Source organism: Rhodococcus sp. 05-2254-5, assembly GCF_002258575.1.
Lineage (GTDB): Bacteria > Actinomycetota > Actinomycetes > Mycobacteriales > Mycobacteriaceae > Rhodococcoides > Rhodococcoides fascians.
This window is the reverse complement of the sequence record NZ_NOZG01000007.1, coordinates 210,353-226,527: the sequence shown is the minus strand read 5'-3', so window position 1 is coordinate 226,527 and position 16,175 is coordinate 210,353. Positions and strand designations below refer to the sequence as shown.

Annotated in this window: 19 protein-coding genes; 10 read left to right on the top strand and 9 right to left on the bottom strand. The window is 64.4% G+C overall.

Annotation, left to right across the window (positions count from 1 at the left end; genetic code table 11):
- Positions 1-33 precede the first annotated feature (33 nt).
- On the bottom strand, positions 34-252 hold the full coding sequence (locus CH278_RS06400; RefSeq protein ID WP_094621470.1) for a hypothetical protein: 219 nt from the start codon (positions 250-252) through the stop codon (positions 34-36).
- 772 nt (positions 253-1,024) lie between these two features.
- On the opposite strand from CH278_RS06400, the gene CH278_RS06395 reads away from it, so the two are divergent.
- Genes CH278_RS06395 through CH278_RS06375 form a run of 5 tightly spaced genes read left to right on the top strand, consistent with a single transcriptional unit; the run spans position 1,025 to position 4,436 of the window.
- Complete coding sequence (locus CH278_RS06395) at positions 1,025-2,248, top strand: alkane 1-monooxygenase (RefSeq protein ID WP_094621690.1); 1,224 nt, start codon at positions 1,025-1,027, stop codon at positions 2,246-2,248.
- Positions 2,248-2,412, top strand: coding sequence for a rubredoxin (locus CH278_RS06390; protein WP_094621469.1), 165 nt, complete (start codon positions 2,248-2,250; stop codon positions 2,410-2,412). The genes CH278_RS06395 and CH278_RS06390 overlap by 1 nt, the downstream gene beginning before the upstream one ends.
- The gene (locus CH278_RS06385) at positions 2,409-2,582 is read left to right on the top strand and encodes a rubredoxin (RefSeq protein WP_027495558.1); all 174 of its coding nucleotides are present in this window, start codon (positions 2,409-2,411) and stop codon (positions 2,580-2,582) included. The genes CH278_RS06390 and CH278_RS06385 overlap by 4 nt, the downstream gene beginning before the upstream one ends.
- Complete coding sequence (locus CH278_RS06380; protein WP_094621468.1) at positions 2,579-3,793, top strand: NAD(P)/FAD-dependent oxidoreductase; 1,215 nt, start codon at positions 2,579-2,581, stop codon at positions 3,791-3,793. The genes CH278_RS06385 and CH278_RS06380 overlap by 4 nt, the downstream gene beginning before the upstream one ends.
- Positions 3,794-3,803: 10 nt before the next feature.
- Positions 3,804-4,436, top strand: coding sequence for a TetR/AcrR family transcriptional regulator (locus tag CH278_RS06375; RefSeq protein WP_094621689.1), 633 nt, complete (start codon positions 3,804-3,806; stop codon positions 4,434-4,436).
- Between the two features lie 4 nt (positions 4,437-4,440).
- Here CH278_RS06375 and CH278_RS06370 read toward each other — a convergent pair whose 3' ends face one another.
- The 4 genes from CH278_RS06370 to CH278_RS06355 all read right to left on the bottom strand — a co-directional run bounded on the left by CH278_RS06370 (position 4,441) and on the right by CH278_RS06355 (position 9,285).
- The gene (locus tag CH278_RS06370) at positions 4,441-5,337 is read right to left on the bottom strand and encodes a dioxygenase family protein (RefSeq protein ID WP_094621688.1); all 897 of its coding nucleotides are present in this window, start codon (positions 5,335-5,337) and stop codon (positions 4,441-4,443) included.
- 8 nt (positions 5,338-5,345) lie between these two features.
- On the bottom strand, positions 5,346-6,422 hold the full coding sequence (locus CH278_RS06365; RefSeq protein ID WP_032392236.1) for a maleylacetate reductase: 1,077 nt from the start codon (positions 6,420-6,422) through the stop codon (positions 5,346-5,348).
- Positions 6,419-8,206 carry an FAD-dependent oxidoreductase gene (locus CH278_RS06360; protein WP_094621467.1) on the bottom strand — a complete coding sequence of 596 codons (1,788 nt, stop codon included), beginning with the start codon at positions 8,204-8,206 and terminating at the stop codon, positions 6,419-6,421. The genes CH278_RS06365 and CH278_RS06360 overlap by 4 nt, the downstream gene beginning before the upstream one ends.
- 131 nt (positions 8,207-8,337) lie before the next feature.
- Positions 8,338-9,285 (bottom strand): AraC family transcriptional regulator, encoded by a 948-nt coding sequence (locus tag CH278_RS06355; protein WP_179274466.1) that lies wholly within the window; start codon positions 9,283-9,285, stop codon positions 8,338-8,340.
- A 315-nt stretch (positions 9,286-9,600) separates the two neighbouring features.
- Between CH278_RS06355 and yczR the strand changes: the two genes are divergently transcribed.
- A complete protein-coding gene (gene yczR / locus CH278_RS06350) occupies positions 9,601-11,064 on the top strand; it encodes a MocR-like transcription factor YczR (RefSeq protein ID WP_094621465.1) in 1,464 nt (487 codons plus the stop codon).
- Between the two features lie 37 nt (positions 11,065-11,101).
- Here yczR and CH278_RS06345 read toward each other — a convergent pair whose 3' ends face one another.
- On the bottom strand, positions 11,102-11,551 hold the full coding sequence (locus CH278_RS06345) for a YdeI/OmpD-associated family protein (protein ID WP_048317593.1): 450 nt from the start codon (positions 11,549-11,551) through the stop codon (positions 11,102-11,104).
- Positions 11,552-11,658: 107 nt separating this feature from the next.
- Positions 11,659-12,126 (bottom strand): SRPBCC family protein, encoded by a 468-nt coding sequence (locus CH278_RS06340; protein ID WP_032374961.1) that lies wholly within the window; start codon positions 12,124-12,126, stop codon positions 11,659-11,661.
- Between the two features lie 98 nt (positions 12,127-12,224).
- Here CH278_RS06340 and CH278_RS06335 point away from each other — a divergent pair, with 98 nt between their 5' ends.
- Positions 12,225-12,833, top strand: a complete 609-nt coding sequence (locus CH278_RS06335) for a ClpP family protease (protein WP_032366937.1) — start codon at positions 12,225-12,227, stop codon at positions 12,831-12,833.
- Positions 12,830-13,459 carry a ClpP family protease gene (locus CH278_RS06330; RefSeq protein WP_032383043.1) on the top strand — a complete coding sequence of 210 codons (630 nt, stop codon included), beginning with the start codon at positions 12,830-12,832 and terminating at the stop codon, positions 13,457-13,459. Before CH278_RS06335 ends, CH278_RS06330 begins: the two co-directional genes overlap by 4 nt.
- Here the strand turns inward: CH278_RS06330 and CH278_RS06325 are convergent.
- Both CH278_RS06325 and CH278_RS06320 read right to left on the bottom strand, forming a co-directional pair.
- Positions 13,417-13,719, bottom strand: a complete 303-nt coding sequence (locus CH278_RS06325; RefSeq protein ID WP_045841141.1) for a helix-turn-helix domain-containing protein — start codon at positions 13,717-13,719, stop codon at positions 13,417-13,419. The genes CH278_RS06330 and CH278_RS06325 overlap by 43 nt on opposite strands.
- Before the next feature lie 66 nt (positions 13,720-13,785).
- A complete protein-coding gene (locus tag CH278_RS06320; protein WP_218828690.1) occupies positions 13,786-14,460 on the bottom strand; it encodes a class I SAM-dependent methyltransferase in 675 nt (224 codons plus the stop codon).
- A gap of 100 nt (positions 14,461-14,560) precedes the next feature.
- Between CH278_RS06320 and CH278_RS06315 the strand changes: the two genes are divergently transcribed.
- Positions 14,561-15,232 carry a TetR/AcrR family transcriptional regulator gene (locus CH278_RS06315; protein ID WP_094621463.1) on the top strand — a complete coding sequence of 224 codons (672 nt, stop codon included), beginning with the start codon at positions 14,561-14,563 and terminating at the stop codon, positions 15,230-15,232.
- A complete protein-coding gene (locus CH278_RS06310; protein ID WP_094621462.1) occupies positions 15,229-16,161 on the top strand; it encodes a TIGR01777 family oxidoreductase in 933 nt (310 codons plus the stop codon). The genes CH278_RS06315 and CH278_RS06310 overlap by 4 nt, the downstream gene beginning before the upstream one ends.
- Positions 16,162-16,175 lie beyond the last annotated feature (14 nt).

Sequence of the window (16,175 nt, the reverse complement as noted above, 5' to 3'; positions counted from 1 at the left end):
TGGTACGCGAACGGCAGATGTCTTCGGCAGGCGTCAGCCGCGCATGCCATCCGCCAATTCGAGCACTCGGCCGGCATAGGTGCCGACGAACGCGTCGAGTGCCTGCTGCGACAACTCGGGGCAACCAGCTCGGCGAAAGTAATGTTCGAGATCGACCAGCCGGTCACCCATCCCGACGCGTTGACGGTCGAGCGCCTCGAGCTCGGTGACCAGTGCTTTGAGCTCCGCTACCTTGCGCAACACGTCGTCCATCGCCGTCACCGTCCACTCGCTCGGGTGTCATATGTAGGAGCGGTGGAGCAAGGCTTCCCTCCTCGCTCCACCGACTCGAACTCTACTCCCGATCGAACAGGTGTGCGAATCATATCGGCACATTCGCCGGTTTGTACCATCCAACTTGTGCACAAACCCGAGAAGTGACCTACAGTCTGTGCCATGCTCCAGAAAAGGGGTCCGAACGGCGTTCGGCCGCCAGGCTCGACCAGCCCAATCCAGTTGGCACTCTTAGCAATACTCATTATCGCGGCGATCGCTCTTGTCGTACTCGCCATCGCCGAGGGCCGCTTCTAGCTGTTCGCCATCGAGCGTGTGCGGCGATGCCCCGCGTTCACTCCTACCGCTTCGCCACTGACGCTCCGCGGGCTGCGCCGGCATTCTCGCCGACGCAGCCCCTTCGGGTCAGGATCCGAGGATTGCGCTCACTGCGGTACTGCCGCTCTCGGCACTTCCGCTGCCGATGAGCCCGAGGATGACGTCGACGATGATCTTGGCGATGAATGCGTCCATAACTACTCCTGATGTGAAGTACCCCCGACGGGATACAGACGGACCTGCGAGTGCCGTGACCATTCGTGACCGATCACAACGAGTCGGAAGGTAGCAGGCCGATTCGTCCAAACGGTGACGCTGTGACTGCCGCAACAATCCATCCGCCTGATGTACAAATATCTTGATTTGTACACACGGGATACAAATTGCGCGTATTGTCCACAGCACAGTGATCCGCCCTACACGAGGAGTGACGATGACGGCATCGAATGTCGACGATCAGGCACAGGCGCCCGTCGACGAGTGGCACGACCGCAAGCGATACCTCTGGCTCATGGGCCTGATCCCGCCGACGGCGGTGTTTCTGGCAACCGGCCTGGTGTGGGCTTTCAACCAGCTCGGCTGGAACGCCGTGGCGCCGGTCTGGTGGTGGATCGGCGCGCTGCTCGTCTACGGGTTGCTCCCGATCCTCGATCGGTTCTTCGGGCCGGACGGCGACAACCCGCCCGACGAGGTGATGAAGGCGCTCGAGGAAGACAAGTACTACCGCTACTGCACATACGCCTACATTCCGTTCCAGCTCGCCAGCCTGGTGTTCGCCTGCTACCTCTGGTCCGCTGACAACCTCTCGTGGCTCGGCATCGACGGCGGTCTGGGGCTGCTCTCGAAGATCGGCCTGGCCATCAGCATCGGTGTCATGGGCGGCGTGGGCATCAACACCGCGCACGAGCTCGGTCACAAGAAGGATGACCTCGAGCGCTGGCTGTCGAAAATCACACTGGCACAGACGTTCTACGGCCACTTCTACATCGAACACAACCGCGGTCACCATGTACGTGTCGCTACTCCCGAGGATCCGGCGAGCTCGAAGTTCGGTGAGAGCTTCTGGGCCTTCCTCCCCCGCAGCGTGTGGGGAAGCCTGCGGTCGTCCTGGGAACTCGAGAAGACCCGCATGGAGCGACTGGGCAAGAGCACGTGGAGTATTCACAACGATGTGCTCAACGCGTGGCTGATGTCCGTCGTCCTCTACACCGTCCTTGCCGTTGTGTTCGGCCCGATCGTGCTGCCGTTCCTGGTAGTTCAGGCAATCTACGGCTTCTCGCTGCTCGAAACGGTCAACTACCTCGAGCACTACGGCCTGCAGCGCCAGAAGAAGGACAACGGCCGCTACGAGCGATGCACCCCCGAGCACAGCTGGAACTCCGATCACATCGTGACCAACATCTTCCTGTATCACCTTCAGCGACACAGTGATCACCATGCCAACCCCACCCGGCGCTACCAGACTCTGCGCAGCATGGACGGAGCACCCAACCTGCCGAGCGGTTACGCAAGCATGATCTCGCTGGCCTACTTCCCGCCCGTGTGGCGCAAGGTGATGGATCACCGCGTTCTCGATCACTACGACGGCGACATCACTCGCGTCAACATCGCGCCGTCCAAGCGGGAGAAGATCCTCGCCGCATACGGAGCGAAGTGATGGCTGCCTACGAGTGCCCGGTCTGCGAGTTCGTCTACGACGAGACCACGGGCGCACCACGCGAGGGCTTTCCGGCCGGAACTCCGTGGTCCGCGGTACCCGACGAGTGGCCGTGCCCCGACTGCGGCGTCCGAGAGAAAATCGACTTCCGGAGCAAGAAATGAAGCTATACCGCTGTGTGCAGTGCGGATTCGAGTACGACGAAGAGCTCGGCTGGCCCGAGGACGGCATCGAACCCGGCACGCGCTGGGACGACATTCCCGACGACTGGTCGTGCCCCGACTGCGGTGCAGCCAAGGCCGATTTCGAGATGGTCGAGGTCGAGCGCGGGTGACCGCTCGCCAACCCGGCACCGTCGTGATCGTCGGCACCGGGGCCGCCGGGTACACCGCCGCCAAAGTGCTTCGCGCCGAGGGTTTCACCGGATCCATCACGATCGTCGGTAGCGAACCGGAGACCACGTACCGTCGACCGGCTGTCTCCAAGGAACTGCTGCTGGGTACGAAATCGGTCGATCAGGTTCAGCTCGGTGCAGCCATCGACGGGGTCGACGTTCGCGCAGGCGTCACGGCTACCGCCGTTACCGATTCCGAGGTGCACCTGGACGAGGGTGCTCCGGTCCCGTACGACGCCGTGCTGCTGGCAACGGGTTCTCGTGCACGGCAACTCGACCTACCGGGTGCCGCGCACGTGTTCACCCTTCGCACCGCAGCCGATGTCGCCCCGCTGCAGGCCGACATCGCCCGAACGAGATCACTGTTGGTGATAGGCGGCGGCCTGATCGGGTGCGAGGCGGCGGCAGCGGCACGATCGCTCGGTGCCGAGGTCACGGTGGTGGAGGCGGCATCGGCTCCGCTGAACCGGATCGCACCGGCCGCGATCTCGCAGATGTACCGGGACCTGCATGCCGACAACGGCGTCACGATGCACACCGACGTCGCCGTGACCGGCCTGGAGAAGCTGGCCGACGGCACCGTTCTCGCAACCTCCGCGGACGGTCGTTCATGGTCCGCGGGCACCGTGCTGGTGTCTGTCGGCTCGGTCGCGAACACCGAGCTCGGGGCGGACATGGGCCTCGAGACCGCGTCGGGAATCCTGGTGGACGCCGGCATGCGCACGTCGAGACCGAACGTCTACGCCGCGGGCGACGTCGCCGAAGTTCCCAACTCGGTACTCGGCGGGACGTATCGGAGTGAGCACTGGAACGGAGCCGTCGATCAGGCGACCCGGGCGGCGCGATCCATCCTCGGTCTCGACGTCGGTGCTCTCGATGTTCCGTGGGGATGGTCCATGCAGCACGGCGTCAACCTGCAATTCGCGGGGTGGACCGATGCACGCGACGAGTATTTCGTGGTTCGCGGCTCCATCGAAAGCCGTCGGTTCACGGCCTGCGCGGTGCGCGAGGACAGGCTCGTCGGGGCAATCGGGGTAGGTCATCCCAAGGACATCCGGCAGGTCCGCACCCTCATCGCGAGCGCGGACCCCGTCGATCGGAACAGTCTCGAAGAAGGTTGGCTGGACAGGCCACATGCGGTCGTTCGATAGAGTCGTGTTCATGCCCGCCGCCGAACAGACGTCGACTCCCGGTCGATACCGTGAAGCCGCGTCCACTCTGGCGCGCGATGTGGCGCTCGATGCGCTGCGCGAGTTGTTGCACGAGCGCAACTGGCGCAACGTCACGATGAGCCATATCGCCAAAGCAGCGGGGCTGAGCAGACAGAGCCTGTACAACGAGTTCGGTTCGCGGCGCGGCGTCGCACAGGGGTACGCCATCAGATTGACGGACGCGTTCGTCGCGATGTGCGAGACGGCGCTGTACCAACACGAGAACGATGCGTCGGCCGCTCTGAGACAGGGCTTTTCGTCGTTCTTCGAGCTGAGCGGTCTGGACCCACTCGTCCGGTCCCTGCACAGTGGCGACGCACCGGAGGATCTTCTGCGCCTGATCACCACCGACAGCGAGGTGCTGATCGACCGTGCGGGCGAGCGTCTGGCGGAGACGTTCCAGCGTGGTTGGGTGGGCGCAAGTCCACGACAGGCCGACGTCATCAGCAAGTCCATCGTGCGCCTGGCCCTGAGCTACATTCCCGAGCCTCCCGACGACGCCGCCTCTGCCGCAGACGATCTCGCACTGCTGCTGTCCCCGTTCATCGACTCCATCGCCGGTGGCGCTCCAGCCGAGTCCTGACCCGTCACGATCTGTCGGCAGGAACGAGCACGATGTCGAAATCGGCCCGCGCCCATGTCGTGTCGCCCACGTCTCGACCGTCCGGTGTCGGGGTGCCCGCCGGCTGCTCCACGAAGTCCTTGATCAACGAATCCTTGACCCCGAACACCGTGTCGCTGTCCAGCAGTTCGTCACCGCGAACGAAGATGTGCGTCACCAGAGTTCGCATCCCCGGTGCCGTGACCATGAAGTGCAGGTGCGATGCCCGCATCGGCGAGCGGCCGGTTGCAGCGAGCATTCGCCCGACCGGCCCGTCGTGCGGAATGGGGTACGGAGTCGGAGTCAGCGCCCAGAATCGATAGCGCCCGTCGTCGTCGCTGTAGAGATGCGCTCGACCGCCGACGCGGGCATCGTCGTACTGAACGTCGTAGAAGCCGTCCTCGTCGGCCTCCCACACCTCGAGCCGGGCACCGGGAATCGGGTTACCGTCGGTGTCCCGTACGGTTCCTTCTACCCAGCACGGTTGTCCTGCAGCACCTCCCGACGCGTCGCCACCATTCTCGATGCGCGGTGCGTCGTCGACGAAGAATGGGCCGAACACCGTTGCTTCGGTCGCACCCACGTGGGCAGGATTGTTGACGTTGATGGTCTGCATCGACGCACCGAGTACGTCGGACAGCAGAATGAACTCCTGACGACGATCGTCGGTGATGTGCCCGACCTCGGTCAGGAACGACACAGCGGTGTTCCACTCGCCTTCGGTCAAGCGCACGTCCCGAATGAATCCGTGCAGATGCCGCACCAGCGACGTCATCACCTGTTTCAGTCGCGGATCGGTGCACTCACCGAACGAGCCGATGACGGTGTCCACCAGTCGTTCTTCGACGGCGGTTTGGGCTTCGGAGACGGTCTCGTCGGTCATACTCTCGCTCACTGTTCGCTCTCGTTCGGCCGCTCGCCGGCCCACGCTGCTCGAAGAATTGTGGTGACGGCCTCGCGGGTGACGGGACGGGGGTTTCCGTACGATCGGCTCGTCGCTTCCTCGGCGATCCGGTCGATGTCGCTCTCCTGCATGCCCAGTTCGGCCAGGGATCGGGGCGCGCCGAGGGTCCGGCACAGGTCCCACAGTCGTCGGGCCGGGTCTGCTGTGCCCGGTAGCGCCCGGGTCAGAGCTGCCACCGCTTCCGGCGCGTGCGACTGGTTGAAGGCCAACACGTGCGGAAGCACCACGGTATGGGTCGGGGCGTGCGGCAGATTCAGCGTTCCCCCCAGTGCATGACACAGCTTGTGATGCAACGACATCGTCGTGCTGCCGAGCGTCGCGCCGCACAGCCATGCGCCGTAGAGGGCGTCGCTGCGCCCCTGTGGGTCGGACGGATCGGCGACGATCACCGGGAGCGCGGATGCGAGTGCTCGTACCCCGTCCTCGGCCATCAGTGCGATGATCGGGCTGATGTCGGGTGCGTACAGCGCTTCCACCGCATGGGCGACGGCGTTGATGCCGCTGGTCACCGACAACCCCACTGGAAGACCTGCCGTCAGGTCGGGGTCGTAGAGGACGCTGCGCGGCAATACCGCTGTGTCGCGGCCGGTTTCCTTGCGTCCCTCGGTCGTCATGCCCCACACCGGTGTCATCTCCGACCCGGCGTAGGTGGTGGGCACGGCCACGATGGGCACACGGTGTTCGAGTGCTATGGCCTTACCGAGCCCGATTGCCGATCCGCCGCCGACGGTCACGCAGCCGTCGGCCCCGAGTGAGACGGCCTCCGCGTTGGCTCGGGCGGCCAGGTCGGCCGGGACGTGCATCACGGCGTCCGAACGTATTCCTACACAACGATCGCCGAGGATGGATGCCACCCGGTCTGCGACGCTCTGCTGGCTCGGAGAGCACAGCACCAACACCCGGCGGAGTCCGAGGTGATCGAGTTCGTCGGCCACGCGCTCCAGAGAACCGGAGCCGAATCGCACTCGCATCGGGTTGGCCTCGTAGGCGAAGTCGCCGATCATCGCGACAGCACCGAGGTCAGAGCCTTCCGAAGTGCACCTTCGGGGTCGTCGACGAGTTCTTCTGCACGCCAACAGATGTGCTTGTCGGGACGCACGAGCAGCGTGCCGCTCTCGGACACCTCGCGAAGCCGAGCCCAGTCGAAGTACAGATCGGTCACCTCGCGTCCCGGTCCGATGACGACGGTCTCGAGCGGCACACCGAGTTCCTGGGTGATCGCGGCCGCGGCCGCCTCCCACGCCGATCCGGCAACTCCGGTGATGAGCGTGAAGCGCGCGTAAGGCGCAATGTCGAGCATTGCGCGCTTGTTCAGATGATCGCCCACCCAGGCATGGGGAAGGTGAGATCCGGGCAGGGTGGACACCTGGTAGTACAGGTCGCGGTCTCGTGCAGGTTCGGGCAGCGCCCCCTCCGATACGATGGCCGACGACGTGTAGAACTGCCCCAATTCCACTCCGTGCGCATTGAATTCGTAGTTCTTGGTCTCCATCGCGGCGGCGAGTGCCGTTCGCTTGGCAGCGCCGGCAGGCGTGTTCGCCTTGCGCTCTTCGATCCGTTCGATCATCTCGGCCTCGGTCTTCGCGTCGGTGACGCCCAGCGCGTCGAACAGGCCTGCGAATTCACGACTGGAACGATTGGCCCGCTCGACGATCCGCTTCGCCACCGGGGCCCGCTCGGCACTGTAGGTATCGAGCAAGGATTCACCGGCACGGCCCTTCAATACCGCGGCGAGCTTCCACGCCAAGTTGTAGGAATCCTGGATCGAGGTGTTGGACCCCAGACCGTTGCTCGGCGGATGTCGGTGGATCGCATCACCGGCACAGAACACCCGCCCCTTCTGCAGATGTGTGGCGTGGGCTTCGTTGTTGCCCCACAACGAGGTTCCCGTGATCTCGACCTCCAGCTCCGGCATGCCCAGCAGGTTCCGGACGATCGCGATGGCGGCGTCCTCGTCCACTACCGGCGGCGGCACCGAGATGTCGAATCCCCAGACGACGAGCCACTCGTTCCAGGGCCGAACCATCCGCACCAGGCCCGCACCGATACCGCCCACGTTCGATCCGGGCTGAATCACCCAGTACAGCACGGACGGTCGATGCCCGACGTACTCGGCGATGTCGGCCTTGAACGTGATGTTCATCGACCCGGCGATGTCCATCGCGCCCTCGAACGGCAGGTCGATGTCGGCTGCGACCTTCGACCGAGCTCCGTCCGCGCCGATGAGGTACTTGGCTCGGATCGTGTACCGATTGCCGGTCAGCCGATCCATCACGGACACACTCACTCCCGAGTCGTCCTGCACATGGGAGAGGTATTCGGTCGAGAACTGGGTCTGTGTTCCTCGCATCGTCGCGTTCTTCACGAGGATCGGCTCGAGGTAGGTCTGCGGGATGTCGACGGTCAAGCACGGAGATGCGAGCTGGTAGTCCGCCTCGCGGTCGGCACCCGTTCCCCACGTACGGATTCGGCCGATCTCCTCGCCCGCGATGGACGTGCAGAACACCGTGTCGCCGACGAGTTCGTGCGGGGTCGCGTCGGCGAGCACCTGCTCGGCGATTCCCACGTCCCGGAAGATCTCCATCGTCCGTTGGTTCGTGATGTGCGCGCGGGGAGTGTTGGCCGTCCAGCGGTACTTGGTGATCATGATGTTGGGGATGCCGAGAGTGGACAGCAGCAGGGCCGCGGAACCGCCCGCGGGTCCCGATCCGACGATGAGCACGTCGGTCTCCACCACCGAGGAATCGGGCAGTGCAGTCGCCTTCTGACCGTCGTCGAATACCGGCATCGGATCACCCTTCGTCGTGCCCGACTCTGGTCTCGGGCCCTACGACCGAGTGTCCTGCATCACGTATCGGGATTACCCGAATGCCGGCGAGGTCGGCGCAAATCGACAGACATGGCCGATTTTTTCGGGTGTCACCCGGCTGCCCTGGTGATCACGGCGTCGCGTCGGGCATCGGATGCGCGACGGCCGAATCTCGCGACGAACGACCGCGAAAAGTAAGTGGCCGACGTGAATCCGCACGAAAGAGCGATATCGGCGACCGTCATCGATGCGTCGAACTTGCCGGTGAGCTGCGCATGGGCCCGCTCGAGCCGACGTTCGAGGATGTACTTGGGCACGCTGGTGCCGTCGTCGGCGAACACCCGGGACAGGTGTCGGGCACTGATTCCGACCGCACGTGCCACCTGCGCGGCGGACAGCGACGCGTCGGACAGTCGCAGTTCGATGAACGATCGCGCCGCCGCTCGATGGGCCGAGTTCAGGTCTGCGCGAGCACCGGTGGTCAGCACCGAGACGAGTTCGAGGATCGCGCGCTCGTCCGGCGGTGTCGGGTCGCGTCGACTGGTGGCACGCCCTACCTGCCGAGCGAGTGCTGCGGCGTGCACGTTTCCGTTCGGCGAGAAGTCGAGCACCGTGGGTTCCGAGGGCACCGCCGCTCCCGTTACGTCCGCGAACACCGACCGCGGCAGCTTCAGCACCAGCTCCTCGAGCCCGTGCGAGAAGCCGCGCATGAACGCTCGGTCTGCGTCGAACACCAGCCCCTGCCCCGGGCCGACGGAGCGAATGCCGTCCGCGGAGTAGAAGAACGCATCGCCGACGAGGCTGAAGTACATCATCACCGAATCCGACGGCTGCTGTCTGATCAGCTCGGCGTCGCGCTCGACCACGTGCGAAGTTCCGATGACCCGAGCCAGGTCGACCGAATCGAGTCGAAGATTGGTACCCGTCGCCTCGAGTTGCTCGACCTCCAACATGCGGCACCGCAGCCCGATGAGTAGGTCCGCGTTGTGTCCCTCCCAGCGCTCGATCCGCTCCTCGCGCGGGAGATCGAGGGTGGAGAACTCGACGGGAACGGGCATGGGCTCGATTGTCCTCCGCGTACGCCGGTTGCGTCGGCGATTTGCAGTCGAGGGTGGTGCGCTCAGTGTCCACAATTCGAAGGCGAAGGCGGAATCCCGTGGTTGGAGTCGAATAGTGGGCGGTGAGCTCAGTCGACATCGATACGACTGCGCGGCGGACCAGCAGGGGCGCTTCTCCCTCCCTCCCGCAGGGCGACCACAGTCCATCCCGCTCCAACCAAAGACAAGGCCAATACAGCTCCAATTGCGATCATGCGACAACAATGGACTGGTTTTACCGTGAATAGTTCAGTCCAGTGTGCGAGAGTGGACTGCATGGACTCGTTCGACGCCACCGCGATCTCGGCCCCGGAGTTGGCAGCACGTATCGGCCCGTCGACGCTGCGCAACAGATCCGGTGGTCCGCTCTACCTCGAGATCGCCGACGAGTTGCGGCGGTTGATCGAGAACGGCGAGGTACCGGCTCAGACGCGGCTACCCGCCGAGCGGGCACTCTCGAACAGTCTGGACGTCAGTCGGGTCACGGTGGCGTCGGCCTATCGCCACCTTCGTGAAGGTGGCTGGATCAGCGCCCAACGGGGCTCGGGCACATACGTTTCCCCGACGGGGTCGATGCCGGCGTGGAGTTCCCTCGCCGGCGACCGTGACGGTGCCACAGTGGAATTGGTCAACGCGTCACCGTCGGCTTCTCCTCTGCTGGCCGATGCGTACAGAACCGCGGCCGAAAGGATTCAGGGCCGATTCGCGTCCGGCGGCTATGCCCCACTCGGGCTGTTCGAGCTCCGCGAATCGATCGCCGCCTACTACCGTGGGCGCGGAGTGCCGACCACGGCCGAGAACATCCTCGTCACCTCCGGTGCCACCGACGCCATCCATGCGGTGTTGGCGACATTCACCGAGCCGGGTGCCCGCGTGTTGGTGGAGCACCCGACGTATCCGGGTGTCGTCGAACTCGTCCACTCACTCGGCGGCCGATGCATCCCGGTGCCCATCGACCCGGACGAGACCGAGGCGTTCGTGCCGGCCGCAGACCGGGCCGCACGTCAAAGCGCACCGACCCTGGCCTATTTCATGCCCGACTTCTCCAATCCATCGGGAGCTCGACTCCCCCTCGGCACCCGCCGACAGCTGTCCGCGACGATGCACCGCCACGCAGTACTGACCATCGTCGACGAGGTAGCAGCGGACCTGTCCCTCGACGGGTCGCCCGACATCGAACCCTTCGGGGCAGCAACGCCGGATAGTGCGACGGTGACGATCGGGTCGACGAGCAAGACGGTGTGGGGTGGGCTGCGAGTCGGGTGGGTTCGCGCCGAGGCAGGGCTACTGGCGAGAATTGCCGCCACCTATGCGCGACGCCAGCTTTCGACGTCCATTCTCGATCAACTCGCTGCGGTCGAGTTGATGGGCAAGTACGACGAGGTACGCCGAGTGCGCGCCGACATATCGAGAGTCGCACGTGATCACACCGTTGCTCTGATGCGAGATCTGCTGCCTGATTGGCACTTTCGCGTTCCGGGCGGCGGGCTGGCATTGTGGTGTTCCCTGCCCGACGGTCTTCGATCCAGTGCCCTTGTCGCCGAAGCTCAATCGCACGGCGTGCTGTTGGCACCCGGACTACGATTCGGGACGGGATATGCCTTCGACGACCGTCAACGCATCCCCTTCACTCGTTCACTTCCCGACATCACCTCGGCTGTAGATATTCTCGCGCGCCTGTCTACGGCGGACAGGTCGACGGAGGTCGTCCCATCGAACAGGCCCGCGACCGTGGTCTGATCGACGCGGGCACCCGCGCCCCATGCCAGGTGGTACGTCAGGGCCGAAGAGCCTCGACGATCGACGCAATGCGTCGGTCGCGGGTGTCGGCGCGCTTGGCGTCGGCGACCGATCGTGCGTGTTCTTTTCTCTTCGATGGAGACAGTGCGTCGAATGCGGCGCGCACCGCGGGGTCGGCGTCGAGGGCAGTGGCGAGCTCGGCCGGTAGCTCGACGGTGCGCGGTTCGTCGTCGAGTTCGATGGTCACGTCGACGGTGTCGCCGGCCTCGACTCCGAGCGTGGTGCGCACACTTTTGTTCAGGCCCAGCAGGTTCTCCCCGCCCATGCGCCCGATGCGTCCTGCCACCGTCTGCCCACCGATCGTGAACCGCACCGGCGGCGTCTTGGTGCTGCCGAGTGACGCGACCTGGGCGTCGGTCAGCACGATCGCAGCCGCTGGGCCGCGAGGCTCGAGGACCGTGGTCAGTTGAAGAACCGTGGACGTCATCGGCACAGAATAGGCGCGACTACAGGGCTGAGTGTCCACAATTCGCGTCGACAGGCGGATTCTCCCGCACGCCGACGCACAAAGTGGACAGCCAGCGCACCTGCCTGTCAGGACTCCGATTCGATGATGCGCTTGATTGCCGCCAGGGTGCGCGGAATGCCGTCGAGCGCGGCCTTGCTGCGGGTGTCGATCTGCTCCTGCGCGGAGTCTCCGAATTTGCGGTGGAAGAGAGAGATGCCGTCGGGCAGGAAGTTCCAGTTCTCGGTCAGTCGGGTGCCGCCGTCCACCGGTTCGAGTGTGTATCCCCAGCGCACGAAGTTGTCGCCGACGACCCACGCGAATTCGCGTCCGGGCTCGGCCGCTGCGACGGTCGAGACCGTTTCCCAGGTGCGGTCGGGAGTGACGTTGCGTCCGGTGAACGTCGATCCCACACCGCCGCCGTCGGGTTCGTTCCACCAGCACGCCTGGCAGATCGGGCTCCATTCACCTGTTCGGGTGACGTCGGATACGACGGCATAGACATCCTCGGGCGATGCGGCGACGACGACGGAATCGGAGAATTCGAGTGTGGTCATGCCTCCATTGTCCCTCGAGCGTCGCGCAGCTCTGAGCAGCGTCGCTGCCGACAGCAGAATCGTTGGCACACAGCGCTATTGGAGTTCACACTCGAACCATGAGCGAGACACCCCGAATGTTCCCACCCGAACTGCGCGACCGACTCCTACGTCATCGAATCCTCGTGCTCGACGGCCCACTCGACGACGACAACGGCACCGTCCTCACCACCCACCTGTTGACGATGGCGGCCGAGAATCCGTCGGCCGATATCGCCCTGTGGATTCACTCCCCTGGCGGATCGGTGCCTGCCATGCTCGCCATCCGTGACGTGATGCACCTGATTCCCTGCGACGTCTCGACGTTGGCACTTGGATTGGCCTGCAGCGCTGGTCAATTCCTGCTGTCGTCGGGCACACCCGGAAAGCGCTACGCACTACCGCATTCGCGGATTCTGATGCACCAGGGCTCGTCCGGCATCGGAGGTTCTGCTGTCGAAGTGGAGGTGCAGGCCAACGATCTTCGACATACCCGCGATACGGTGCTCGGCCTCATCGCCGACGACACCGGGCAGACACGAGAACAGATATTCGACGACTCCTTGCACGATCGTTGGTTCACCGCGGACGCCGCGCGTGACTACGGGTTCGTCGACGCCATCGTCAGTTCGTTCGATCAGGTCATGCCTGCGCGTCGGGTGTCGTTCGGGATGGAGATGGCCCGATGAGTACGTACACCATTCCCAATGTCGTCACCCGTGATTCGCGCGGCGAACGCGTCGTCGACGTCTATTCGCATCTGCTCAGCGAACGCATCGTGTACCTCGGTACCGCACTGGATGCCGGTGTTGCGAATGCGATGATCGCGCAGCTGTTACATCTCGAGGCCGACTCGCCCGATCAGGAAATCTCGATGTACATCAACTGCGAGGGCGGCGATACTGCGGCCATGTTGGCGATCTACGACACGATGCAGTTCATCGGATCCCCCGTCGCCACAACATGTGTGGGGCAGGCAGTGGCGGCCGGCGCGGTGCTGCTCGCCGCAGGTGCACCGGGTCGACGTTCGGCGTTGACGCACAGCCGGGTGGTGTTGCATCAGCCTGCAGGGCAAGGGCGAGGCACCATTCCCGATCTCATTCTCGCCGCCGACGAGATCGTCAGGGTACGCGCCGAGATGGAGATGATTCTGGCGAAACACACCGGACGCGATGCCGCGAAGATTCGGCACGACACCGACCGTGACCTGGTATTGACGGCTCCGTCGGCGCTGCAGTACGGCCTGGTCGACCAGGTCCTCGAAGGACGACGTCAGGCAGCCATCAACGTGGCATTGCCGCGGGACAGGTCGTGATGCGCCAGACCTGAAATTTCGGCCATCGATGTGCCGAGTGCCCCGACGACGGCCGCAAGGATCTCACTCGACGGGTCCTTGCGGCCGCGTTCCAGCTCCGAAAGATACTGCGGCGCAATGCCTGCTCGCGCCGCTGTGTCGGCGAGTGTGTCGCCGCGGGAGTGTCTGCGCTCGCGCAGCCGGCGACCGACCACCTCACGCCACAGCGGTTCTACTGCGCGTGCTGCTCGGCGCTCATCGATTCGTATGACCTCGCCCATGATCGGAGCCTAAGCCTCGATCCCATCAAGGGTCGGCGATTCTGCTCAGAGCAGAGAACCTTCCGATCACCCAGGCTTCGTCCATTCGATGGTGTGCCTGAATCCGACGCGATGTCGCATCGTTGCTCCGGGCAGTATCGCGTCGACCGACCGCTTCACTTCGTCGAAACTGAGCACCGGGTCCTTGACCGGGAAGGGTGCCGGCTGCTTTCCCGCTGAGCTCGGCCAGGGATGGCCGACGAAGCCGATCAGCGGGTTGGTCACGATGGATACGGCGTCCCACAGCAGATCCCGGGGACTTCGTGGCGCAGCCATACCCACGACGAGCAGCCGGCCGTTCGGCGCGAGAACACGCTCGACGTGGCGAAGCGTGTCGTCGATGTCGAGGTGGTGGAGAACGGCGATCATCGTGATCAGATCGACGGATTCGTCCGCCCACGAGTCGAGTTGGCGTTCGGTGACGGCCACATTGGTGACGTCGGAGCACGCAAGACCTGTGCGGCGGCGCATGTCGGAGTCGATGTCGACTCCGGTGACGTGATCGAAATACAGTGCGAGAGAGTGCACGAGACCGCCACGGCCACAACCCACGTCGAGTGCCTCGCGTCGTCGGCTCGGCAGGTTGGCGAGAATCCAACTGTGGAAGTAGTCGTTGTGACTCCACGGATGCCGCGCGTTCAGCGCTTGTACCCATTGAGCCCCCTTGCCTCCGATCAGCGAGGTTCCCATTCGTCTGAGCATGCGTCGAGTATCCAGGTCGGTCCCCGGCCATTGCGCTTGAACATGTTCAAAAATGGGTCTACCGTCCTTTTTGAACACGTTCAGAAAACGAGGTGACCGCATGGCCCGCACATCCGAGACGCGCGACAAGCTGGTCGAAGTGGCTCTTCGGCTGTTTCGCGAAGAGGGGTTCCAGGCCACCACCATGCGCCGGATAGCCGACGAGGCCGGCGTGTCGCTCGGCAATGCGTACTACTACTTCGCCGGCAAGGACGAGCTGGTCAACGAGCTGTATGTGGTGATCCAGCGCGATCACCGCGAACGTGCGGAGCAGGTCATCACCCAGGGCGGGTCGCTGCCTGAGAACCTGGCCGCGGTTCTGCATTCCGGCTTGGACGTCCTGACGCCGTATCACGCGTTCGGCGGCGCGTTCCTCCAGCTGGCGCTACCGACGAGGTCCAGCTCCAGTCCGTTCTCCGAGGAATCCTCCGACGCCAGAGCCATGGCCATCGATCTGATGCGCACCACGCTGGACGCATCGAAGCAGAAGGTACCCGCGTCACTGAACGATGCACTCCCGCTGCTGCTCTGGATGATCTACATGGGCGTCACGCTGCATTGGGTCACCGATTCGTCCGACAACCAGGCTCGCACCCGCACTCTGGTCGACGGGCTCGTGCCCGTCGTATCCAAGGCGGTTCGTCTCGCCCGACTCCCAGTTGCGCGCGGCCTGGTAGCCGATGTCGCCGGTCTCCTGAAACGAATGACCTCTCCAGAAGGGTTGAGTCGATGACCGATTCACCATCGACCGTCGTCCTGTGCGGTGCCTCCGGCTACATCGGCGGGTATCTGCGCAGCTACTACGAGGACCGCGGCATCGGCGTCAGGACGGTCGGACGCGGATCGTCCAGCGATGCACCATGGTCCGACCATCGCGGCCTCGTCGAGGTCCTGAACGGGTCCGATCTGGTGGTCAACCTCGCCGGCCGCTCGGTGAGCTGTCGCTACAACAAGGCCAACGCCGACGCGATCATGTCGTCGCGAATTCAGACCACAGCCCAGCTCGGGCTTGCCTTGGCACAAGTACAGAATCCGCCCGCGCTGTGGGTCAACGCGAGCACCGGAACCATCTATCGCGATGCCCGCGACAGGTCGATGAGCGAACGGAACGGCGAACTGGGATCGGGCTTCTCGGTCGAGGTGGCCAGGTCGTGGGAGCGCGAACTGTTCGACGCCGACGTGTCGATCCGCAGAGTGGCACTGCGGTTGTCGATCGTGCTGGGCGCGGGCGGCGGGGCGATCAATCCGATCATCGATCTGGCTCGAGTGGGATTGGGTGGCCGCATGGGTGATGGTGGCCAGATGTTCAGCTGGGTGCACGTCGATGACGTCGCTCGGACTCTCGACCATCTGTACGCCACCTCGAACATCGTCGGACCTGTCAACGTGGCGACACCGTTCCCGGTGACCAACGAGGTTCTGATGCACCAGGTTCGGTCTGCTCTCGGTCGCGATCACGGACTGGCGACGCCGGCATGGCTGCTGAAGCTGGGCGCACGGGTGATCCGAACCGAACCCGAGCTGGTCCTCAAGAGTCGGTGGGTCCAGCCGCAGGTGTTGACCGACAGTGGGTTCGACTTCCGATACCCGACGCTGGAGGGTGCGTTGGCCGACATCGCATCTCGGACGCGACCCGGCCTGCTCCCCGTCGCCCTCGGCTGACGGGGAGCTCCGAG